Origin of the sequence: Blastococcus sp. MG754426, assembly GCF_021699055.1 — a bacterium.
Lineage (GTDB): Bacteria > Actinomycetota > Actinomycetes > Mycobacteriales > Geodermatophilaceae > Blastococcus.
In genome coordinates this window covers 9,834-31,019 of sequence record NZ_SSXC01000028.1, presented here as the reverse complement: position 1 = coordinate 31,019, position 21,186 = coordinate 9,834, and the positions used below count along the sequence as shown (strand labels likewise).

Below are 21,186 nucleotides of genomic sequence, written 5' to 3'. Positions count from 1 at the left end.
TCCGGAGGGAAGGCGGCGAGCCGCTCCCCTACGCTACGGAACCCGTGGCCGGTCTCCGCGCCACGCCCCGAGCACAGCAGCGCCGCCACGGCGGCCGCCGAGCGCCAGCGAGGAGAACGAGGACGCGTGAGTGCCGCCGAACTGCAGAACGCCGGGGAGCACGTCCCCGACGACGTCGACATCCACACGACCGCGGGCAAGCTCGCCGACTTCGAGCGCCGGGTGCAGGAGGCCGTCCACGCGGGTTCCGAGCGCGCGGTGGAGAAGCAGCACGCCGCGGGCAAGATGACCGCCCGCGAGCGGATCGAGGCGCTGCTGGACCCGGGCTCGTTCACCGAGTTCGACGAGTTCGCCCGCCACCGCTCGACCAACTTCGGCATGGCGGAGAAGCGCCCGTTCGGCGACGGCGTCGTCACCGGGTACGGCACCGTCGACGGCCGGCCGGTGGCGATCTTCTCCCAGGACGTGACCGTCTTCGGCGGCAGCCTCGGCGAGGTCTACGGCGAGAAGATCGTCAAGGTGCAGGACTTCGCCATCAAGAACGGCTGCCCGGTCATCGGCATCAACGAGGGCGGCGGCGCGCGCATCCAGGAGGGCGTGGTCTCCCTCGGCCTGTACGGCGAGATCTTCCAGCGCAACGTGCACGCCTCCGGCGTCATCCCGCAGATCTCGCTGGTGATGGGCCCGGCCGCCGGTGGGCACGTCTACTCCCCCGCGCTCACCGACTTCATCGTCATGGTCGACAAGACCAGCCAGATGTTCATCACCGGCCCCGACGTCGTGAAGACCGTGACGGGTGAGGACGTCTCGCTCGAGGAGCTGGGCGGCGCGCGGACGCACAACACCAAGTCCGGCGTCGCGCACTACCTGGCCGAGGACGAGAACGACGCGCTCGACTACGTCAAGGCGCTGCTGTCCTACCTGCCGAGCAACAACCTCGACCCGCTGCCGGCGGTCGAGATGGCCCCGGTCGAGACCGTCCTCCCCGACGCGCTGACCGACGAGGACCGCGAGCTCGACGCGTTCATCCCGGACTCGGCGAACACCCCCTACGACATGCACACCGTCATCGAGCACGTGCTCGACGACGGCGAGTTCCTCGAGGTGCAGCCGCTCTTCGCACCCAACATCCTCATCGGCTTCGGCCGGGTCGAGGGCCGGCCGGTCGGCGTCGTGGCCAACCAGCCCACCCAGTTCGCCGGCACGCTGGACATCGACGCCAGCGAGAAGGCCGCCCGCTTCGTGCGCACCTGCGACGCGTTCAACATCCCGGTGCTCACCTTCGTCGACGTCCCCGGCTTCCTGCCCGGCACGTCGCAGGAGTGGGAGGGCATCATCCGCCGCGGCGCGAAGCTGATCTACGCCTACGCCGAGGCCACCGTCCCGAAGGTCACGGTGATCACCCGCAAGGCCTACGGCGGCGCCTACGACGTCATGGGCTCCAAGCACCTGGGCGCCGACGTCAACCTGGCCTGGCCGACGGCGCAGATCGCCGTCGTCGGGGCGCAGGGCGCCGTCGGCATCCTCTACCGCAAGGAGCTGGCCGCGGCCGAGGACCCCGACGCCAAGCGCGCCGAGCTGATCGCCGAGTACGAGGACACCCTCGCCAACCCCTACATCGCCGCCGACCGCGGGTACGTCGACGCGGTGATCCCGCCCTCGCACACCCGGGTCCAGGTCACCAAGGCGCTGCGGGTGCTGGCCAACAAGCGGCAGACCCTGCCGCCCAAGAAGCACGGGAACATCCCGCTGTGACCGAGGGGACCCCGCTGCTGCGGGTGGTCAAGGGCGAGCCGACGGCGGAGGAGCTGGCGGCGCTCACCGTCGTCGTCGCCGCGCTGTCGCAGCGCCGCCCGCGCCGCCGGCCCACCCCGGTCGGCGCCTGGGCCTCCTACGGCGACGCCCACCGGGGCGCGCTGCGCGCCGGTCCCGGTGGCTGGCGGGCCGCGGGGAGGTTCGCGTGACCGCGGAACGCCGGCTGGTGCTGGCCTCGGCGTCGCCGGCCCGGCTGTCCCTGCTGCGCCAGGCCGGGCTGTCGCCGGAGGTCGTGGTCAGCGACGTCGACGAGTCGGCCTACTCGGCCCCGCGCGTGGCCGAGCACGTCGCGCTCCTGGCCGCCGCGAAGGCCGCGGCGGTCGCCAAGCGGGAGACCGACGCGCTCGTCATCGGCGCGGACTCCCTCCTGGAGTTCGGCGGCAAGCCCCAGGGCAAGCCCGCGGACGCCGCCGAGGCGCGCGACCGGTGGCGGCGGATGGCCGGGCGCTCGGGCATCCTGCACACCGGTCAGGCGCTGTTCGACGTCCGGGACGGCGCCGTGGTCAGCCGCGACGTCGCCGTGGCGTCCACGGTCGTCTACTTCGCCGACCCGACGCCGCCGGAGGTGGAGGCCTACCTGGCCACCGGGGAGCCGCTGGCGGTGGCGGGCGCGTTCACGCTCGACGGCCTCGGCGCACCGTTCGTCCGCCGCGTCGAGGGCGACCCGGCCGCGGTGGTGGGGCTCTCGCTGACGGTCCTCCGCACGCAGCTGGGCAGGCGCGGGCTGACCATCACCGACCTCTGGCGCCGCTGAGCCCGGCTGGTGAGGGCGAGGGCATCGAAGGGCTAGCGGCCAGTCGCGGACTCGCCCTGAAAGCGGCTTCAGGGGCAGGCCCCAGCGGCTCATGGCCTCACGTCATGGACCCGGATGTGCGACCACCTCGTACATCGGTGCAGACGGGCCGTGCCAGCAGTAGAGCGCGTGTTCGCGCTCGCGCGCTCTCACCGCCCAGTGCAGCCGCTCAAGCCGATGCGACGTCGACTCGACCCGTCGGGGCCACTTGGTCGCGGTGCGCCAGGCCTTGTCGAACTGCTCCATCCGCGCGTCCCGAAGACGGCTCCCTCTCGCCTGGTCCTCGACAGCGAGTTGATCAAGTTCCTCACGCGCGTCCGCCATCGCGTTGACGAAGCGTTCGGTGCAAACGTGCAGAACACCCTTGCCTTTCCTAGCGACGACCTCCAAGGCACCGGCGGCGGGCTCACCTGTGAGCGCGGTCAGCAGGGCCGCTGTATGCCGGGGCGTCTCCCCATGGTCCTGGCGGGTAAGGCCGGCGAGTGCACGCTTGCGGCCGCCTGCTGCAACGCATGGCCCGGTCTCCACGTCCATGCGGCGCACCTCCCTCTCCGACGTCGTGAAGACGACGACGGAGACGCTGGAATCGAGGTCCCCCAGGGCCCGGGCAACCCACGACGACAGAGTCACGTCGTCAAACACTAGCCGTGAGTAGTCGTGGCACGACGGTGTGACAACCCCGTCTCACTGCCAAGGTCGCCCCAGGGCGTCTCTTGGTGGGCCGCTCAGGGACACAACCCGTCGGCGCAGGCGTTCCCGCTGGACGTCTGGGCCGCTGCGCACCTTGAGCGCGTTTCCGCGGGGAACGCATCGGCCGCTGTCCACGAGTGGGCAGCACAGGACGGGTTTCGCAGCCTTTCCTGGTCGGACGCCCTGGCCGCATCTCGGGCGGTCGCATCCGCCGAGTCGGCCGGATCTGTCACGCATGTGCCGTGCTCAGCCTGCGCTGACCTCGGGTCGGGCCCACACCCCCGAGGGACCGTGAGCGGCGCCCGCCAGGCGGGCCGCCCCCTGGCGGGCCACGCGGACTACCGGGCGGGCGCCGCGTCGGATCGCGCGCGCCAGCACGCGCTTCGCCCGCGCCGAGGTGCGCGCCGCCTCGGCCGCCCGCGCCTCCGCGGCGAGCCGCTCGACCTCCGCGGCGAGGCGCTCGGTCTCGTCCGCGGCGCGCCGCTGCGCCTCCGCGGCGGCGAGCCGGTCCGCCTCACCCTGCGCCGCGAGGGCCACCACCAGCCCTGCCACGCCGTCGACCGCCGCGTCGAGCAGCTCCTCCGGCGCGGTGACCAACGGCTCCGCGAGGACGGCGGGCTGCGGCACCAGCTCCTCGAGCGACCCGATCACGGGGATGCCCAGCTCCTCGACCTGGCGGATGTGCCGCTTGGACTCCAGCACCGCCCACTCGTGGTGCTCCGCCGGCAGCACCAGCCGGGCTTCCTGCCCGCGACGCCCGCTGAGCACCCCCTTGGCCAGGCCCCACTTGAGCAGCGGGTCGCCCAGTCGCCACTGGAGCCCCTGCTCCCGGGTGGTCACGTTGATCCGGCGCATGAGCTCCGCCGACGCGGCCCCGAGCGACTCGTTGAGCTCCGGCACACGGGTGTCGTAGCCCTCGGGGTCCACCTCGATGGCCTCGGCGAACCGCCGCCACAGCAGGGCGTCGTCCGCACCGCGCCCGGGGGTGGTCACCAGGCGCATCCGGTCGGCGGGGACGGCCTCGGCCCAGGTGCGCATGATCCGGCCCAGGTCGTGGTCGGTGTGGAACTGGCGGCCGGCCTCCCGCTCGAACGGCTCGTCGCTGGTGACCGCGTCGAGGTACTCCTCCCAGGTCCAGGTGGCCCAGTTCTGCATCTGCTCCTGCCACTGCGACGGCACCGCCCGGGCGATGTCACGGGCGGTGGCCACGACCCGCACCTCGTGGTGCCGCAGCGAACCGGCGATGTACCCCACCTGCGCCGGGGTGGCGTGCACCAGCCACTCCATCGAGAGGACGGCCGCCCGCCCCTCCCAGGCGTCGACCTCGGCCACGAAGCGGTCCCAGGCGCCCGCCGCCTCGTCGGACCGCTGACCGCCCGGGTGCACGTCCAGCACGTCGCGGACGGCGTGCACCTGGTCGGCCCACACCCGACCGGCCCACAGCACCCCGTCGGCGGCCAGCCGGTCCCGGTTCCTGGCCATGAGGCGCTGCAGGTAGGTCGTCCCGGACTTGGGGGTCCCGATGTGCAAGTGGACGATCATGGGTGCGAGCTCCAGACGTTCCGTGTGCCGCGCTCTGCGTGCGGTGAGTTGCCAGTCGGTCACCAACCGTAAAGACGTCGGACCCGTTCCGGCGGGAGGCGTAATCCGATCGGCATGTCGACATGTCGCCATGCCCGGGCGCGGGCCACCCCGCGGTCGGCGACGCCCCGCCCGCCTGGCTACAGTCCGAGCCGTCCGAACGAGAGGGAGAGCCCCGTGCAGAAGGTCCTGATCGCCAACCGCGGCGAGATCGCGGTCCGCGTCGCCCGCGCCTGCAAGGACGCCGGCCTGACCAGCGTGGCCGTGTACGCCGAGCCCGACCGCGACGCGCTGCACGTCCGCGTGGCCGACGAGGCCTTCGCCCTGGGCGGCACCACGCCCGGCGACTCCTACCTCGTGATCGACAAGATCCTGGATGCGGCGAAGCAGTCCGGCGCGGACGCCATCCACCCCGGCTACGGCTTCCTCTCGGAGAACGCCGACTTCGCCCAGGCCGTCCTCGACGCCGGGCTGACCTGGATCGGCCCCTCCCCCCAGGCGATCATCGACCTCGGGGACAAGGTCGCCGCCCGGCACATCGCCACCAAGGCCGGCGCGCCCCTGGTGCCCGGCACCAAGGACCCGGTCGGCGGCGCCGACGAGGTCGTGGCCTTCGCCGAGGAGCACGGCCTGCCGGTGGCCATCAAGGCGGCGTTCGGCGGTGGCGGCCGCGGCCTCAAGGTCGCCCGCACCATGGAGGAGATCCCCGAGCTGTTCGACTCCGCGGTCCGCGAGGCCGTCGCCGCCTTCGGGCGCGGCGAGTGCTTCGTCGAGCGGTTCCTGGACAAGCCCCGCCACGTCGAGGCCCAGGTGCTCGCCGACACCCACGGCAACGTCGTCGTCGTCGGCACCCGCGACTGCTCGCTGCAGCGGCGCAACCAGAAGCTGGTCGAGGAGGCCCCGGCGCCGTTCCTCACCGACGAGCAGCGGGCCCGCATCCACGAGTCGGCGAAGGCGATCTGCCGGGAGGCCGGCTACCACGGCGCCGGCACGGTGGAGTACCTCGTCGGCACCGACGGCTCGATCTCCTTCCTCGAGGTGAACACCCGGCTGCAGGTCGAGCACCCCGTCTCGGAGGAGACCAGCGGGCTGGACCTGGTCCGCCAGCAGTTCCGCATCGCCGAGGGCCTCCCGCTGGAGATCACCGAGGACCCGGACCCCCGCGGCCACAGCATCGAGTTCCGCATCAACGCCGAGGACGCCGGCCGCAACTTCATGCCGGCCCCCGGCCCGGTGGAGCGCCTGGAGATCCCGCAGGGCCCGGGCGTGCGCTGGGACTCCGGCGTGGAGACCGGCGGCGAGGTCGCGGGCGCGTTCGACTCGATGCTCGCCAAGCTGATCGTCACCGGTGCCACCCGCCAGGAGGCCCTGCAGCGCGCCCGCCGAGCCCTGGACGAGCTCGTCGTCGAGGGCATGCCCACGGTCATCCCGTTCCACCGCGCCGTCGTCCGCGACGAGGCCTTCACCAGCGAGCCCTTCACGGTGCACACCCGCTGGATCGAGACCGAGTGGGACAACCAGGTCCCGCCCTACAGCGCCGCACCCGCCGGCCACGACGAGGAGACGCCCCGGCAGACCGTCGTCGTCGAGGTCGGTGGCCGCCGGCTCGAGGTGTCGCTGCCCGCCGGGCTCGCCGCCGGAGGGGCCGCCGCGGCGCCCGGTGCCGCGGCCAAGCCCCGCAAGCGGGGATCGGGCCACGGCGGCTCGGCCGCGTCCGGCGACTCCCTCACCTCGCCCATGCAGGGCACGATCGTCAAGGTCGCGGTCGAGGACGGCGCCACCGTCGAGGCCGGCGACCTCGTCGTCGTGCTGGAGGCGATGAAGATGGAGCAGCCCATCACCGCGCACAAGGCCGGCACGGTCTCCGGCCTGGCCGCCGAGGTCGGCGCCTCGGTCACCAGCGGCGCGGTCCTCTGCACCATCGCCGACGCCGAGGGCTGACCGCCCCGGGTGCGGAAGGGCCCGCCGGCGCACCTGCGCCGGCGGGCCCTCGTGCTCAGATCCTTCGCACCTGACCGGTCCGGTAGTCCAGCCGCAGCGTCCCGCTCTGGAACCGCTGGGACTCGCCGTCGGTGAAGAAGCGCCGCCCCTCCACCGGGTACCCCAGGCCGCGCTCCCAGCCGAGCGACGCCCACGCGTCGCGCACCCAGCCCCCGACGGCGTGGCTCCCGCTGCTCGCCGAGGTGTACACGGACCCGCCCTGGAAGTGCACGAAGCAGCCGGAGTCGGGCAGCCCGCAGACCTGGTCGGTCACCGGGTAGCCCAGGGCGCCGTTCTCCCAGCCCGAGGCGGCCCAGACGCCGCGCGTGGCCGGGTCGACCAGCCGCGCCCCCGTCGCCGGCGACCAGTACACCGAGCCGCGCTGGAAGTGCTGGAAGCAGCCACCGCCCCGGATGCCGCAGACGGTGTCGCCGGCCGGGTAGCCGAGCGGCCCCCGTTCCCACCCGGAGGCCGCCCAGCGGTCGCGGACCGGACCGACCAGGTCGTGCGCCCCGGTCGACGCCGAGGTGTAGACCGACCCGCCCTGGAAGTGCACGAAGCAGCCGGAGTCGGGCAGCCCGCAGACCTGGTCGCCCACCGGGTAGCCGAGCCGGCCGTTCTCCCAGCCCGTCGCCGCCCAGCGCTGCCGGACCGCCGTGCCGATCAACCGCGTCCCCGTGCCGGCGGACGAGTACACCGACCCGCCCTGGAAGTGCTGGAAGCAGCCGCCGTCGCGGAGCCCGCAGACCGTGTCGGAGACCGGGTAACCGAGCAGGCCGTTCTCCCAGCCCGACGCGGCCCACCGGTCCCGCGTGCGCCCCTGGGTGAGGTACGCCCGCGCCTGGGCGCCGGTCGCGTACAGGGAGCCGCGCTGGAAGTGCTGGAAGCAGCCGCCGCCCCGCAGCCCGCAGACCGTGTCGGTCACCGGGTAGCCCAGCCCGTTCTCCCAGCCCAGCGAGGCCCACCGGTCCCGCGGCGAGTGCATGACGCCGCGCGCCCCGGTGGCCGGCGACCAGTAGATCGATCCCCGCTCGTAGTGGGTGAAGCAGCCGCCGTCACGGAGCCCGCACAGCTTGCCGGTCGTCGCGGCGCCCAGCACCGCGGCCCCGCCGAGCCGCTGGTAGGCCAGCTCGACGGGGTCACCGGCGACCACCTCGACGACGGCGGAGGAGCTCGTCGCCTCCAGGACCGTCACGGCGAAGGGCGCGCGGCCGAAGGTGACCGGGGTGCCCTGCGGGATGACGACGCCCGCGTCCGAGTACCAGTCGGCCTGCCCGGACGGGGTGCCGTCCAGGAGCCAGGAGGTGTCACCGAGCGCGTCGGTGGACTCGCGCAGCTGGACCCCGCTCTGCAGGCCGGGCCAGTTGGTCGACGTCCCGAGCCAGCTGTCGCGCCCCGTGGGCGTCCGGTACTCCAGCCAGTACACGACCCCGTCGGCGTCGACGAGCCGGACCGCCCGCGTGCCCGTGCGGCTGCCCACCGGCGAGAGGGTGAACCGGGTGGTCGCGGCGCCCGCCGAGAAGCTCGGGGTGCCCGTCGGGAGCACGCCCAGCAGGGCGGCCTGCGGCGCGTTGAGGGACCCGACCGGCCCCCAGTCGATCCCCATCACGTCGTACATGTCGTCGTAGCCGGTGATCTGGCAGGGGCCACCGACCACGACGCCGTCGCACTGGCGGCGGGAGGAGTGGCCGAGGCCGAAGTTGTGGCCGAACTCGTGGGCGATGACCGCGAGCCCGGGTGCCTGCACGTAGGCCAGGCCCCCCGAGCCCAGTCCGTTGCCGATGGTGCCGAGGCCGTGGGAGCAGCCGGGCGAGCCGGCGGGGACGTACACCAGGAGGTGCTTGCCGGGGCCGGAGGTCCACCCCGCCCGGGCCGCCGCCTCGTTCCAGAGCGCGAAGGGGTCGGTGCACGAGGTCGTGGACTGGGTCGTCCAGTCGAAGCCGGCGACCGTGCCGAGGCGGACGGCGCCGCCGGTCTGCTCCGCCCAGAAGTCGGCGACCGGCCCGTTGACGGCGTTCTCGACCTGCGCCAGCGTGGTCCCGTCCCGGGTGGCGCCGGCCGGCTGCAGCATCACCACGGTCACGGGGTGGTTCACCGTGGTCGTGCTGGTGGTGGACGCCGCGACCGGTTCCTCCGGCGCGGCCAGCACCTCGGTGGCCAGCACCTCGCGCGCCGGCTCCATGCCCTGCTCGGACGCCTCGTCGACGACCTCGTCCCCCACGGTCACCTCGACCGTGGAGCCGACCTCGACCGGCGGGAGCTCCGCGGTCGACACCCGGACGGCGTCACCGTCGTCCGTGCGGACCCAGCTGAGCAGCCCGGCCCCGTGCCCGCCGTCCTGGTGCTCGCCGTCCTCGTGGACGTGCCCGCTCTCGGGGGCCACGGCCGGATCGGCGTACGCCTGGACGAGTTCGCCGACGACCGTCTCGCCGGGGGTGACCGTGTCGTCCTGCGCCTGGGTCGCCGGGGCGGCGAACACGGTGAGGAAAGCGGCACCGGCGGCGACCAGGACGGACGCGCGCAGGTGTCGGGATCGGTGGCTGTCGCGCACGCGGAGCTCCTGGGCCGGGGGGACTACTCCCAGCACATCGGCGGGGGCACGGCGGAACTGGATCCGGATGTGGGGCGCATCACCCGCGCAGGCGATGCCGGCGCAGCGCCTGGACCAGCAGCAGGGCCGCACCGGTGAGCGCCGCCGCGGCGCCCGGCAGCAGCAGGCCGCCGAAGGAGCTCGAGCTGTCCGCGACCGGCTCGAGCGGGACGCCGCGCTGCGGCACCGCGATCGTGACCGCCGGCGCCCACGGCACCGGCGGCTGCGCCGCCACCTCCGGCTCGGCCGCCGCGGCCGGCCCGGCGTCGCCGACCGGGGCCCCGGCCACGGCACCGAGCCGGGAGCCGCTGCCCTGGCCGGGCTGCTCCGGCGCCGCGGCGGCCGCCGTGGCGGGCCGCGGCGCCGGGACCACGTCGACGACCGCCCCGCCCGCGTCGACGTCCCGCACGGCGACGGTGAAGTCGCCCCCGGACAGCGGGACCGCGATCCCGGACGGCAGCGCGAACTGGAGGTCGGCCTCCCAGCGGTCGGCCGGGCCGGGCGTGCCGTCCAGCAGCAGCGAGGTGTCGGGGAACTGGCCCGTCCGGCGCAGCAGCACCCCGGCGTCGAGACGGTAGACGTTGTCCCGGGTGCCGAGCCACGCGTCGCGGCCGGTCGGGGCGCGGAACTCGAGCCAGTAGGCGACGCCCTCGGCGTCCACCAGCCGGAGCGCCCGCAGCCCGGTACCGCCGGCCAGCGGCGCCAGGCGAACGCTGGTGGCGCCCTCCCCCACCGAGACGGTCCGCTGGGCGTCCCCGGGCAGGACCCCGAGCGCGGCGGCCTGGACGGCGTTGAGCGAGCCGAGCTGGGCCCAGGAGGCGCCCATCACGTCGTAGTAGTCGCGGTAGCCGGCGGTGCGGCAGGTGCCACCCTCCACCGCGCCGTCGCACTGCTCCCCCGAGGAGTGGCCGAGGCCGAAGTTGTGCCCGAGCTCGTGGGCGAGCACCGAGGCGCCGCCGTCGCGGACGTAGAGCCGCCCGCCCGACGCCGGCGAGGTGCCCACCTGGGCCAGCGCGTAGGAGCAGGCCGGCAGCCCGGCGGCCTGGCCGCTCAGCCGGAGCACCAGGTGCCTGCCGGGGCCGGCGGCGAACCCGACCGACGCCGCGACCTCGTCCCAGAGCGCCTGCGGGTCCCCGCAGCCGGCGGTCGTGCGCACCCAGCCGTGCCGGCCGGTGACGCCGAGGGCGATGGCCCCGCCGGTCTGCTCGGACCAGAACCGGGCGACCGGGCCGTCGACCGTCGAGACGACGTCGCCCAGCTGCGTGCCGTCCGGGTCCGTCCCCGCCGGCGCGACCAGGACGACGGTGACCTCGTTGGTCAGGCCGCCCCGCGGCACGGGCTGGGGCTCGGTCCCGGTCACCGGCGGCGGGGCGATGACGTCGCTCTCCAGCACCGTGCGGGCCGGGTCGTGACCGTCGGCGCTGGCCTCGTCCTCCACCGGATGCCCGACGGTCAGCTCGACCGTGGCACCGGCCGGGACGTCGGCCACCTGCTCGGCCGGGACGCGCACCGCGCCCTGGGCCGTGGCGACCCAGCTCAGCCGGGTGGCGTCGTCGGCCCCCTCGGCGTGGTGCCCCTCGGCGCCCTCCGCCCAGACGTGCACGAGCTCGCCCCGGACCGTGGCGGTCCCGCTGTCCGCGGCGGCCACCGCGGGCACCGCGACGACGCCGAGCGCGGCGGCCAGGACCGCGCCGGCCAGCCCGAGCGGGCGGGCGGGACGACGGCGGCCGCGGGGACGACGGGGGTCGTGGTCAGGAGACATCGACCCCTGACTCGGCGGGCCGGGGCCGCATCGGCACCGGATCGGCGATGTTGAGCCGAACTCCCGTCACACCAGCCGCACGGACCCCCGGCGCCCCGGGGGTGGGCTGCGCCGGGGCGTCGGGCCGGGCTCCGCGCCTCGGTCCGCTCCTCGCTCGTCCCTCGCTGCGATGCTCCCCCGGCTGTCGTCAGGCCAGGTCGTCGGCCCCCATCAGCCGGCGCCCCGCCTCGGTGATCGACCCCGACAGCGACGGGTAGATGGCGAACGTCTGCGCCAGGTCGTCCACCGTCAGCCCCTTGGTGACGGCGAGCGCGATCGGCAGCACGAGCTCCGAGGCCCCCGGGGAGACGACGACGCCGCCGACGATGACGCCGGTGGACCGCCGCGCGAAGAGCTTCACGAACCCGTCGTGCAGGTCGCTCATCTTGGCGCGGGCGTTGGTCGCCAGCGGCAGCCGCACCGCTTCGACGTCGGCGTTCTCGGCGAGCGACTTCTCCTGCACGCCGACGGTGGCGATCTCGGGGTGGGTGAAGACGTTCGCGGCCACCGTCTTGAGCTTGATCGGCGCGACCGCCTCGCCGAGGGCGTGCCACATGGCGATCCGGCCCTGCATGGCGGCCACCGAGGCCAGCTGGAAGACGCCGGTGACGTCGCCGGCGGCGTAGATGCCCGGCACCGAGGTGCGGGAGACGCGGTCGACGACGACGTGCCCGGACTCGGTCACCTGCACGCCGGCCCGCTCCAGCCCCAGCCCGGTGGTGTTGGGCACGGTGCCGACGGTCATGAGGGCGTGCGACCCCTCGACGCAGCGCCCGTCGGTGAGCTCGACGGCGATGCCCTTCTCGGTGCGCGTCACCGCTGCGGCCCGGCCGCGCTCCAGGCGGCCACCGCGGGACTGGAAGACCTGCTCGAGGACCTCGGCGGCGTCGGAGTCCTCACCCGGCAGGACCCGGTCGCGGGAGGAGACGAGGGTGACCGGCACCCCGGCCTCCAGGTAGCCGGAGGCGAACTCCGCGCCCGTGACGCCCGAGCCGACGACCACCAGGTGCTCCGGGGGCTCCTGCAGGTCGTAGACGTCGCGCCAGTCGAGGATGCGCTCGCCGTCGGGCTCGGCGCCGGGCAGCACCCGCGGGTCGGCGCCGGTGGCGATGAGGACGACGTCGCCCGCGATCTCCTCGGTGACCGTGCCGTCGTCGTCGAGGACCTCGACCGCGTGCGCGGCCAGGCCGGGCTCCTCGTCCGCGAGCCGGCCGCGCCCGGCGACGATCCGCACGCCCTCGGCGGTCAGGCGGGCGTGGATGTCGGCCGACTGCGCCATCGACAGGTTCTTGACCCGCTGGTTGGCCGCCGGGAGGTCGAGGCTCACGGTCGCGAGCTCGGCGCCGTGCACGCCGAGGACGGCGGAGTCGCGCACCGACGTCATCGCGCCCGCCGCGGCGATCAGGGCCTTGGAGGGGACGCAGTCGGTGAGCACGCTGGCGCCACCGATGCCGTCGCGCTCGATGACGGTGACCTGCGCACCGAGCTGCGCGGCGACCAGGGCGGCCTCGTATCCGGCCGGGCCACCACCGATGATGACGATGCGGGTCATGGCTCCATCTTCCGTTGCCGAGCGGTCCGTCCCCGCCATTGTCCCCGCCGCGGTGCGGATCGGCGCCACCGCCCGGTCCCGGCCGCCCGGTTAGGCTCGCCGGGATGGGCCTCTACGCCGCGTACGGGTCGAACATGGACCCGGCACAGATGCTGCGCCGGTGTCCGTCGTCCCCGCACACCGGTACCGGCTGGATCCGCGGCTGGCGGCTGACGTTCGGCGGCGAGGAACTGGGCTGGGAGGGCGCCCTGGCGACCCTGGTCCCCGCGGACGACGACTCGCCCGGCGTGTTCGTCGCGCTCTACGACCTCACCGAGGCCGACGAGCGGGCCCTGGACGCGTGGGAGGGCGCCGACTCCGGGCTCTACCGCCGGGTGCACCTGCGGGTGCACACCCTGGGCGGTGACGTCGTGGCCTACGTCTACGTGCTGGACGCCTTCGAGGGCGGGCTGCCCTCCGCCCGGCACCTGGGGGCCATGGCCGACGCCGCGGAAGCTGCCGGTGCACCCGACGACTACGTGCGCGAGCTGCGCTCCCGGGACTGCCGCAGCGCCTTCTGAGTTCTTCTGCCCCGGTGATCATGGCGCCGTGACCGGTCCTGCGCCGCTTCGAGCGGTCGTCGCGCCGTCACCGCGGGGGAAGGTGCGGGTCAGGCGCGGAAGGTGTCCAGGATCTGCCGGGCGGCCAGCGCCGGGGTGAGCTCGCCGGCGAGCACCGCCTTCTCCAGGTCGGGGACGGCCGCGCGCACGCCCGGGTGCGCCCGGAGCTGGTGCTCCAGGCCGTCGCGCACCAGCTGCCAGGTCCAGCGCACCTGCTGGGCGCGCCGCCGCTCGTCGAACTCCCCCGAGACCTTCGCCCGCTCCTGGTGCTCGACGAGCTTGGCCCACACCTCGTCCAGGCCCTCGCCGGTCAGCCCGGCGCAGGTGAGCACCGGCACGTCCCACCCGTTCCCGCGGCCGCGCAGCAGCCGGATCGCCTGGGACAGCTCCCGGGCGGCCTTGCGGGCGTCGGCGGCGGCCGGCCCGTCGGCCTTGTTGACCGCGATCACGTCGGCGATCTCGAGGATGCCGCGCTTGATCCCCTGCAGCTGGTCCCCGGTGCGCGCGATGGTGAGGAAGAGGAACGAGTCGACCATCTCCGCGACGGTGATCTCCGACTGGCCGACGCCGACGGTCTCCACCAGCACGACGTCGTAGCCCGCCGCCTCGACGACGACCATCGACTCGCGGGTCGCCTGCGCCACCCCGCCGAGCGTGCCCGAGGTCGGCGAGGGCCGGATGAACGCCTGCGGGTCGACCGCCAGCCGCGCCATCCGGGTCTTGTCCCCGAGGATCGAGCCCCCCGAGCGGGCCGACGACGGGTCCACGGCGAGCACCGCGACCTTCGAGCCGGCCGCCGTGAGGTCGACCCCGAGCTGGTCGATGAACGTCGACTTGCCCACGCCGGGCACGCCGCTGATCCCCACGCGGCGCGCTCCCCCGGCGTACGGCAGCAGCTCGACCAGCAGCTCCTGCGCCTTCTCGCGGTGGTCGGCCCGGCGTGACTCCACCAGCGTGATGGCGCGCGCCACCACCCGGCGGTCCCCGGCCAGCACCCCCTCGACCAGCGCCGGGACGTCGATCGGCCGACCCATCAGTGGCCGAGGCGCTGCGACAGGGTCCGCAGCAGCTCCTGCGCCGCCTCGGCGATGACCGTGCCGGGCGGGAAGACGGCAGCGGCCCCCATCTCCTTCAGCGTCGGCACGTCGTCGGGCGGGATGACGCCGCCGACCACGATCAGCACGTCGTCGGCCCCGAGCTCGGCCAGCGCGTCGCGGAGCGCGGGCACGAGCGTGAGGTGGCCGGCCGCGAGCGAGGAGACGCCGACGACGTGCACGTCGGCCTCGACCGCCTGCCGGGCGACCTCGTCGGGGGTCTGGAAGAGCGGGCCCACGTCGACGTCGAAGCCGAGGTCGGCGAACGCGGTGGCGATGACCTTCTGGCCGCGGTCGTGCCCGTCCTGACCCATCTTGGCCACGAGGATGCGCGGCCGGCGGCCCTCGGCCTCGGCGAACTCCTCGGCCAGCCGGCGCGTCTCCTCCATCGGACCGGGCATTCCATGCCCTCCAGAATTGACTTCGTCGCGGTAGACGCCGGAGATGGTGCGCACCTGCCCGGCGTGCCGGCCGTAGACCGCCTCGAGCGCGTCGGAGATCTCCCCGACGGTGGCCTTGGCCCGCGCGGCGTCGACGGCGAGCTTGAGCAGGTTGGCGTCGAGGTCGTTGCCGCGGCGCCCCTCGGCGGCGGCCCGGGCGGCGTCGGTGAGCCGGCCCAGCGCCTCGGTCACGGCCCGGTCGTCGCGGTCGGCGCGCAGCTGCTCGAGCTTGGCCTTCTGCTGGGCCAGGACGTCGGCGTTGTCGACCTTGAGCACCTCGATGGCCTCGTCGGCGTCGACCCGGTACTTGTTGACGCCGATGACCGGCTGGCGCCCGGAGTCGATGCGGGCCTGGGTGCGGGCCGCCGCCTCCTCGATGCGCAGCTTCGGGATGCCGTCGTCGATGGCCTGCGCCATGCCGCCGTGCTCGGCGACCTCCTGGATGTGCGCCCACGCGCGGCGGGCCAGGTCGTAGGTGAGCCTCTCGACGTAGGCCGAGCCGCCCCAGGGGTCGACGACGCGGGTGGTGCCCGACTCCTGCTGCAGCAGCAGCTGGGTGTTGCGCGCGATGCGGGCGGAGAAGTCCGTCGGCAGCGCGAGCGCCTCGTCGAGGGCGTTGGTGTGCAGCGACTGGGTGTGCCCCTGGGTGGCGGCCATCGCCTCCAGGCAGGTGCGGACGACGTTGTTGTAGACGTCCTGCGCGGTGAGCGACCAGCCCGACGTCTGGGAGTGGGTGCGCAGCGACAGCGACTTGGGGTTCTGCGCCCCGGCCTCGCGCACCAGCTTGGCCCACAGCAGCCGCCCCGCCCGCAGCTTCGCGACCTCCATGAAGAAGTTCATGCCGATGGCCCAGAAGAACGACAGCCGGGGCGCGAACGCGTCGACGTCCATGCCGGCGGCCTGCCCCGCCTTCAGGTACTCGACGCCGTCGGCGAGGGTGTAGGCCAGCTCCAGGTCGGCCGTCGCCCCGGCCTCCTGGATGTGGTAGCCCGAGATCGAGATCGAGTTGAACTTCGGCATCCGCTGCGAGGTGAACGCGAAGATGTCGCTGATGATCTGCATCGAGGGCTTGGGCGGGTAGATGTAGGTGTTCCGCACCATGAACTCTTTGAGGATGTCGTTCTGGATGGTGCCGGTCAGCTGCCCCGGCTCCACCCCCTGCTCCTCGGCCGCCACGATGTAGAGCGCGAGCACCGGCAGCACGGCGCCGTTCATCGTCATCGAGACGCTCATCCGGTCCAGCGGGATGCCGTCGAACAGCTGCCGCATGTCCAGGATCGAGTCGATCGCGACCCCGGCCATGCCGACGTCGCCCGGTACCCGCGGGTGGTCGGAGTCGTAGCCGCGGTGGGTGGGCAGGTCGAAGGCGATCGACAGCCCCTTCTGCCCCGCGGCGAGGTTGCGCCGGTAGAAGGCGTTGGACTCCGCGGCGGTGGAGAAGCCCGCGTACTGGCGGATCGTCCACGGCTGGGTGGTGTACATCGTCGGGTAGGGGCCGCGCAGGAACGGCGGCAGCCCGGGCATGGTCTCCAGGAAGTCCAGCCCGTCGAGGTCGGCCGGCGTGTACAGCGGCGGGACGGAGATGCCCTCCGGGGTCTCCCAGGCGGCCTCCTCGACGCTGCGACCGGTCGCCTCCTCGAACGCCTTGGCCCACTCACCGGCCGAGGCGCCCGCGGAGGGCGCGCCCAGCTCGACGTCGCCGAAGTCGGGGATCGCGCTCATGCCGTTCCTCCCAGCTGCTCGTGCACCGTGCGGAGCGCCGCGAGGGCGTCGCACCCGGCGAAGACGTACCCGTCGACCCCGTCGACGGCGAGGTCGGGCTTGCCGGCCAGCCACACCTGCGTGGCGCCGGCCGCCCTCAGTTCCGCCGCCAGCCCGGCGGCGTGCTCGGCGTAGTCCTTGTCGGTGCCGCAGATGCAGGCCACGGTCGTGCCCGCGTCGGCCAGCCCGCCGGCGCCGTCCCCGGACGGGGTGGCCAGGCCACCGGCCTGGAACAGGTTGGCCGCGAACGTCGCCCGGGCGGTGTGCCGGGCGATCGGGCCGAGCGTCGCGAGGTACACCGACGGGCGGGTCCCCGTCGACTGCTCGGCGGCGTCGGCCGCGTCGCGCAGCGCCTCGAACTCCTGCGCCGCCCGGACCCGCGGCAGCCCGCCGGTGGCCGGCAGCACGTCGGCGGCCGGTTGCCGTGCGGGCAGCTTCTCGGTCAGGTTGGGGAACTCGCTGACGCCGGTGATCGCGTCGGCGCGGGTGGCCAGCCGCTGCGCCCGCGCGTCCCACGCCTGCGCGATCCGGTCGCGCACCAGGCCCGAGGCCAGCGCCGCCGACAGCCCGCCGGCCCGCTCGATCTCGGTGAACCACTCCCACGCCGCCCGCGCCAGCTCGTCGGTCAGCGACTCCACGTACCAGGAGCCGCCGGCCGGGTCGAGCACCCGGCCGAGGTGCCCCTCCTCCACGAGGAGGTTCTGGGTGTTGCGCGCGATGCGGCGGGAGAAGGGGTCGGGCAGGCCGAGGGCGGCGTCGAACGGCTGCACGGTCACCGCGTCGGCGCCGCCCACGCCGGCGGCGAAGCAGGCCACCGTGGTGCGCAGCATGTTGACCCACGGGTCGCGCCTGGTCGTCATCACCGACGAGGTGACGGCGTGCTGCCGCTGCGCCCGGGCCCCGGGCGAGGCGCCGCTGACCTCGCCGACGCGGTCCCACAGCCGGCGGGCGGCGCGCAGCGCGGCGATGGTCGTGAACTGGTCGGCCGAGGCGGCGTAGCGGAACTCCAGCTGGGCGGCCGCCTCGTCGACGGTCAGCCCGCCGTCGGTCAGCGCGCGCAGGTAGGCCACGCCCGCGGCCAGCGAGCAGCCGAGCTCCTCGACCACCGAGGCGCCGGCGTCGTGGAAGACCGTGCCGTCGACGACGACGGTCCGCAGGGTCGAGTGGGGGCCGGTGCTGAGCGCCGCCGCGCGGCGGGCGATCCCGGCGAGGCCGGAGAGGTCCTGCTTCTCCCCCGAGGCGGCCTCGACGCCGAGCGGGTCGAGGCCGAGCGAGCCGCCGGACGCCAGGTCGGTGCGGCCCTCGACCAGGTCGAGGAACGCCTCCGCGCCCGCCTGCCCGCCCTGCACGGTCACCGGCGCCAGGTCCAGGTAGACGTCGGCGAGCACCTCGCCCAGCGCGTCGACGGGGATCGCCCCCTCGCCGAGGACCAGCCACAGCGAGGTGACGCCGTTCTCCAGGTCGGCGGCGATCGCCTCCCTGGTGGTGGCGACGTCGGGGTGCGCGTGCCGCTGGCGGATGTCCCACCCGCCGGACGCGCCGCCCTCGGCGCCCCCGGAGGCGGTCACCTCGGCCGAGCCGGCCGGCCCGCCGGCGGGTCGGGCGCCGCGCACGAACGGCGGCAGGCCGGGCACGCCGACGCCCGCGGGGAGGTCGCCGGCGTCCTCGGCCGTGTAGAGGGGGGCCACCGTCACGCCCGGCGCGACCGACCGGCGCAGCGCGTCCTCGACCGGGTCGGGCAGGTCCTCGCGCCCGGCCTTGCGCAGCACACCCGCGACCAGCTCGCGCCACTGGTCGCGGGTCACCGCGTCGAACTCGGCCGCCAGCGCCAGGTCCTCCGGGACCGCGTGCTCGGCGGGCACCTCGGCGTCAGCCGCCGCCGGCCCCTGGCCGGTCGTCTCGTCGGTCGTGCTCATCCTGCGGTTCCCGCCTCTCGTCGACGGCTCGTCGGGCAGAAGTGTCTCCGGGGGCCGGTCTCCGCGTGCGAGGGGGTGCCCCTGAGCTGCCCGGGGACGGCTCGGCGTCGGCCTCCAGGGCGAGCAGCGCGGTGCGGGCGAGCAGCCGCACGCCGACGCCGATGGCGCGCTCGTCGACGTCGAAGGTGCCCCGGTGCAGGTCGAGGGGGGCGCCCCCGCCGTGGGTGCCGAGCCGGGCCAGCGCGATCGGCATGACGTCGGCGAACCAGCCGAAGTCCTCCCCGCCCATGCTCTGCGGCGAGAGCACCAGGTTCTCCGCGCCCACGGTGGCCAGCGCGGCCGATCGCAGCAACGCCACGGCGCGGGGGTCGTTGACCACCGGCGGTACCCCGCGGATGTAGTCGACGTCGACCTCCGCGCCGGTGGCGGCGGCGACCCGCCCCACCAGCGAGCGCATCAGCTCCTCGGCCCCCTTCCACGCGTCCCGGTCCAGCACCCGGACGGTGCCCCGCAGCGTGCCGCGCTGCGGGATCGCGTTGGCCGCGACGCCGGCGTTGACCGCCCCCCAGACGAGGGACATCCCCGTCCGCGGGTCGACCTGGCGGGAGAGCAGCCCCGGCACGTCGGTGATGAGCCGGCCGAGCGCGTCGACGAGGTCGACGGTGAGCTGCGGCCGGGCGGTGTGCCCACCCGGCCCGGTGAGCGTGACGTCCATCCGGTCGCAGGCCGCGGTGATGGCGCCGGTGCGCAGCCCGATGCTCCCGGCCGGGATCGACGGGTCGCAGTGCAGGGCGAAGGCACGCGAGGCCCCGTCGAGCACGCCGGAGGCGACCACCTCGGTGGCCCCGCCCGGCACCGTCTCCTCGGCGGGCTGGAACACGCAGCGGACGGTGCCGGGCAGCCCGTCGAGCGTGGCGAGCGCGACGGCGACGCCGAGCACCACCGTCGTGTGCACGTCGTGGCCGCAGGCGTGGGCCAGACCCTCGCGGGTGGAGGCGTACGGCACGTCCTTGAGGTCCTTCAGGGGCAGCGCGTCGATGTCGGCCCGCAGGACGACCACCGGCCCCCCACCCGCCCCGACGTCGACGGTGAGGCCGGTGCCGGTGGGCAGCCGGCGCGGGGTCAGCCCGTGGTGGCGCAGCCGTTCCTCGAGGAAGGACGTCGTCTCGAACTCCGCGTAGCCGAGCTCGGGGTGCGCGTGCAGGTGCCGCCGCGTGGCCGACAGGGCGGGCCCGTTGGCGGCGACCCACTCGTCGACCGCCGCACCCAGCTTCTCGACGACCGGGGTCATGCCGCGTGACCGCCCGCGCACTCGGCCGGGCCGGGCACCGGGCCGTCGGGCCGGCCCGCGGGGCCGGAGGTGGGCAGGCCGTCCCGCAGCTCGGCCAGCAGGCCGTCCACGACCGGCGCCAGGCCGCCGTCGTGCGCCAGGGCCACCGCCCGCTGCCGCTGGTAGGAGGCCCCGACCTCGAGGATGCGCAGCACGTCGGAGAGCTCTGCCTCGCAGTGCAGCCGCTTGGCCGTGGGCATCAGCTCCTCGACCAGCTCGGTGATCGCGTCGCGCACCGGCCGGACGACGTAGTGCTCGTCGACGATGATCTCGGCGTCGAGGCCGTAGCGGGTCGCCCGCCACTTGTTCTCCCGCACGACCCACTCCTCGGGGCGGGGCAGGGTGTAGCCGCGGTCGAGCTGGGTGTCGAACTGCTCCACCAGGCACTGCGCCAGGGCGGCGACGGCACCCACCTCGTCGAGCGTGGGCAGCCCGTCGCAGATGCGCAGCTCGACGGTGCCGAAGTCGGGGTGCGGGCGGATGTCCCACCAGACCTCGCGGACGCTCTCGATGCTCCCGGTGGAGATGAGCGTCTCCATGTACTCCTCGAACTCGTCCCAGTCGTCGAGCTGGAAGGGCAGCCCGGCGGTCGGCATCCCCTCGAAGATCTTGGTGCGCGCCGAGGCCAGCCCGGTGTCGCAGCCCACCCAGAACGGGGAGGACGACGACAGCGCCAGGAAGTGCGGCACGTACTGGCACAGCGCGTTGACGATCGGGATGACCTTCTCCGGCGCCCGGACGCCGACGTGCACGTGCACCCCGAAGATCTGCAGCCGGCGGGCCAGCCACTGCATGCGCTCGACGAGCTCCTGGTAGCGCTCCTTGGGCGAGATCTCCTGCGTCTGCCAGTCGGTGAACGGGTGCGTGCCCGCGCACAGCAGCCCGAGCCCCCGCCGGTCGGCCTGGGCGACGACCTCGGCGAGGGTGCCCGCGAGGTCGGCCTTGGCCTCGCGGACCGTGGTGCAGACGCCGGTGATGATCTCCACCGTCGACTGCAGCAGCTCGTGCTTGGCCTTCGGGTGCTCCTCGGCCCCGTCCGGGCGCAGCGCCTCGAGGATCTCCACGGCGCCGGGGGCGAGCTCGCGGGTCTCCCGGTCGACGAGCTGGAGCTCCCACTCCACGCCGAGGCTGGCGCGACCGGAGCTACGGAAGGGGATCTCCACTCCGGCAGTCTAGGGACGACCGCGCTCCCCCACCGGGCGGCGTCGTCCCCCGCCCGACGCGCTCCGGCCGCCGGGCGGGCG

Annotated in this window: 15 protein-coding genes; 5 read left to right on the top strand and 10 right to left on the bottom strand. The window is 74.6% G+C overall.

What is annotated here, in order from left to right; translation table 11 throughout:
• Window positions 1–126: 126 nt before the first annotated feature.
• From E9549_RS11285 to E9549_RS11275, 3 genes are read left to right on the top strand one after another with little or no spacing between them, the layout of a single operon-like run.
• Entirely contained in the window at window positions 127–1,755 is a 1,629-nt protein-coding gene (locus E9549_RS11285; protein ID WP_236826634.1) for an acyl-CoA carboxylase subunit beta, read from the top strand.
• A complete protein-coding gene (locus E9549_RS11280) occupies window positions 1,752–1,964 on the top strand; it encodes an acyl-CoA carboxylase subunit epsilon (protein ID WP_236826633.1) in 213 nt (70 codons plus the stop codon). The genes E9549_RS11285 and E9549_RS11280 overlap by 4 nt, the downstream gene beginning before the upstream one ends.
• Window positions 1,961–2,569: a nucleoside triphosphate pyrophosphatase gene (locus tag E9549_RS11275; protein WP_236826632.1), complete on the top strand. Its 609-nt coding sequence runs from the start codon at window positions 1,961–1,963 to the stop codon at window positions 2,567–2,569. Before E9549_RS11280 ends, E9549_RS11275 begins: the two co-directional genes overlap by 4 nt.
• Window positions 2,570–2,671: 102 nt before the next feature.
• Here the strand turns inward: E9549_RS11275 and E9549_RS11270 are convergent, their stop codons facing one another.
• The gene (locus E9549_RS11270; protein WP_236826631.1) at window positions 2,672–3,250 is read right to left on the bottom strand and encodes a hypothetical protein; all 579 of its coding nucleotides are present in this window, start codon (window positions 3,248–3,250) and stop codon (window positions 2,672–2,674) included.
• 294 nt (window positions 3,251–3,544) lie between these two features.
• Entirely contained in the window at window positions 3,545–4,840 is a 1,296-nt protein-coding gene (locus tag E9549_RS11265) for a hypothetical protein (protein WP_236826630.1), read from the bottom strand.
• Window positions 4,841–5,056: 216 nt separating this feature from the next.
• On the opposite strand from E9549_RS11265, the gene E9549_RS11260 reads away from it, so the two are divergent.
• Entirely contained in the window at window positions 5,057–6,820 is a 1,764-nt protein-coding gene (locus E9549_RS11260) for an acetyl/propionyl/methylcrotonyl-CoA carboxylase subunit alpha (protein ID WP_236826629.1), read from the top strand.
• A 55-nt stretch (window positions 6,821–6,875) separates the two neighbouring features.
• Here E9549_RS11260 and E9549_RS24150 read toward each other — a convergent pair whose 3' ends face one another.
• From E9549_RS24150 to E9549_RS11245, 3 genes are all read right to left on the bottom strand, one after another.
• Window positions 6,876–9,410, bottom strand: a complete 2,535-nt coding sequence (locus tag E9549_RS24150) for a hypothetical protein (RefSeq protein WP_236826628.1) — start codon at window positions 9,408–9,410, stop codon at window positions 6,876–6,878.
• A gap of 79 nt (window positions 9,411–9,489) precedes the next feature.
• The gene (locus tag E9549_RS11250; protein WP_236826627.1) at window positions 9,490–11,211 is read right to left on the bottom strand and encodes a reprolysin-like metallopeptidase; all 1,722 of its coding nucleotides are present in this window, start codon (window positions 11,209–11,211) and stop codon (window positions 9,490–9,492) included.
• Between the two features lie 187 nt (window positions 11,212–11,398).
• The gene (locus tag E9549_RS11245) at window positions 11,399–12,802 is read right to left on the bottom strand and encodes an NAD(P)H-quinone dehydrogenase (protein WP_236826626.1); all 1,404 of its coding nucleotides are present in this window, start codon (window positions 12,800–12,802) and stop codon (window positions 11,399–11,401) included.
• Window positions 12,803–12,906: 104 nt separating this feature from the next.
• On the opposite strand from E9549_RS11245, the gene E9549_RS11240 reads away from it, so the two are divergent.
• Window positions 12,907–13,362, top strand: a complete 456-nt coding sequence (locus E9549_RS11240; RefSeq protein ID WP_236826625.1) for a gamma-glutamylcyclotransferase family protein — start codon at window positions 12,907–12,909, stop codon at window positions 13,360–13,362.
• 89 nt (window positions 13,363–13,451) lie between these two features.
• Here E9549_RS11240 and meaB read toward each other — a convergent pair whose 3' ends face one another.
• From meaB to E9549_RS11215, 5 genes are read right to left on the bottom strand one after another with little or no spacing between them, the layout of a single operon-like run.
• Window positions 13,452–14,435 (bottom strand): methylmalonyl Co-A mutase-associated GTPase MeaB, encoded by a 984-nt coding sequence (meaB, locus tag E9549_RS11235; RefSeq protein WP_236826624.1) that lies wholly within the window; start codon window positions 14,433–14,435, stop codon window positions 13,452–13,454.
• Window positions 14,435–16,657: a methylmalonyl-CoA mutase gene (scpA, locus tag E9549_RS11230; RefSeq protein WP_236826623.1), complete on the bottom strand. Its 2,223-nt coding sequence runs from the start codon at window positions 16,655–16,657 to the stop codon at window positions 14,435–14,437. Before scpA ends, meaB begins: the two co-directional genes overlap by 1 nt.
• Window positions 16,654–18,612 (bottom strand): methylmalonyl-CoA mutase family protein, encoded by a 1,959-nt coding sequence (locus E9549_RS11225; protein ID WP_236826622.1) that lies wholly within the window; start codon window positions 18,610–18,612, stop codon window positions 16,654–16,656. The genes scpA and E9549_RS11225 overlap by 4 nt, the downstream gene beginning before the upstream one ends.
• The gene (locus E9549_RS11220) at window positions 18,566–19,903 is read right to left on the bottom strand and encodes an amidohydrolase (protein WP_236826621.1); all 1,338 of its coding nucleotides are present in this window, start codon (window positions 19,901–19,903) and stop codon (window positions 18,566–18,568) included. Before E9549_RS11220 ends, E9549_RS11225 begins: the two co-directional genes overlap by 47 nt.
• Window positions 19,900–21,105, bottom strand: coding sequence for a glutamate--cysteine ligase (locus E9549_RS11215; protein ID WP_236826620.1), 1,206 nt, complete (start codon window positions 21,103–21,105; stop codon window positions 19,900–19,902). The genes E9549_RS11220 and E9549_RS11215 overlap by 4 nt, the downstream gene beginning before the upstream one ends.
• Window positions 21,106–21,186: the final 81 nt, after the last annotated feature.

What these genes read in the sequence shown, in the direction of transcription:
- E9549_RS11240 (WP_236826625.1), top strand. Translation starts at nt 12,907, where the DNA reads ATGGGCCTCTACGCCGCGTACGGGTCGAACATGGACCCGGCACAGATG.
- E9549_RS11245 (WP_236826626.1), bottom strand. Translation starts at nt 12,802, where the DNA reads ATGACCCGCATCGTCATCATCGGTGGTGGCCCGGCCGGATACGAGGCC.
- E9549_RS11250 (WP_236826627.1), bottom strand. Translation starts at nt 11,211, where the DNA reads ATGTCTCCTGACCACGACCCCCGTCGTCCCCGCGGCCGCCGTCGTCCC.
- meaB (WP_236826624.1), bottom strand. Translation starts at nt 14,435, where the DNA reads ATGGGTCGGCCGATCGACGTCCCGGCGCTGGTCGAGGGGGTGCTGGCC.
- scpA (WP_236826623.1), bottom strand. Translation starts at nt 16,657, where the DNA reads ATGAGCGCGATCCCCGACTTCGGCGACGTCGAGCTGGGCGCGCCCTCC.
- E9549_RS11225 (WP_236826622.1), bottom strand. Translation starts at nt 18,612, where the DNA reads ATGAGCACGACCGACGAGACGACCGGCCAGGGGCCGGCGGCGGCTGAC.
- E9549_RS11220 (WP_236826621.1), bottom strand. Translation starts at nt 19,903, where the DNA reads ATGACCCCGGTCGTCGAGAAGCTGGGTGCGGCGGTCGACGAGTGGGTC.
- E9549_RS11265 (WP_236826630.1), bottom strand. Translation starts at nt 4,840, where the DNA reads ATGATCGTCCACTTGCACATCGGGACCCCCAAGTCCGGGACGACCTAC.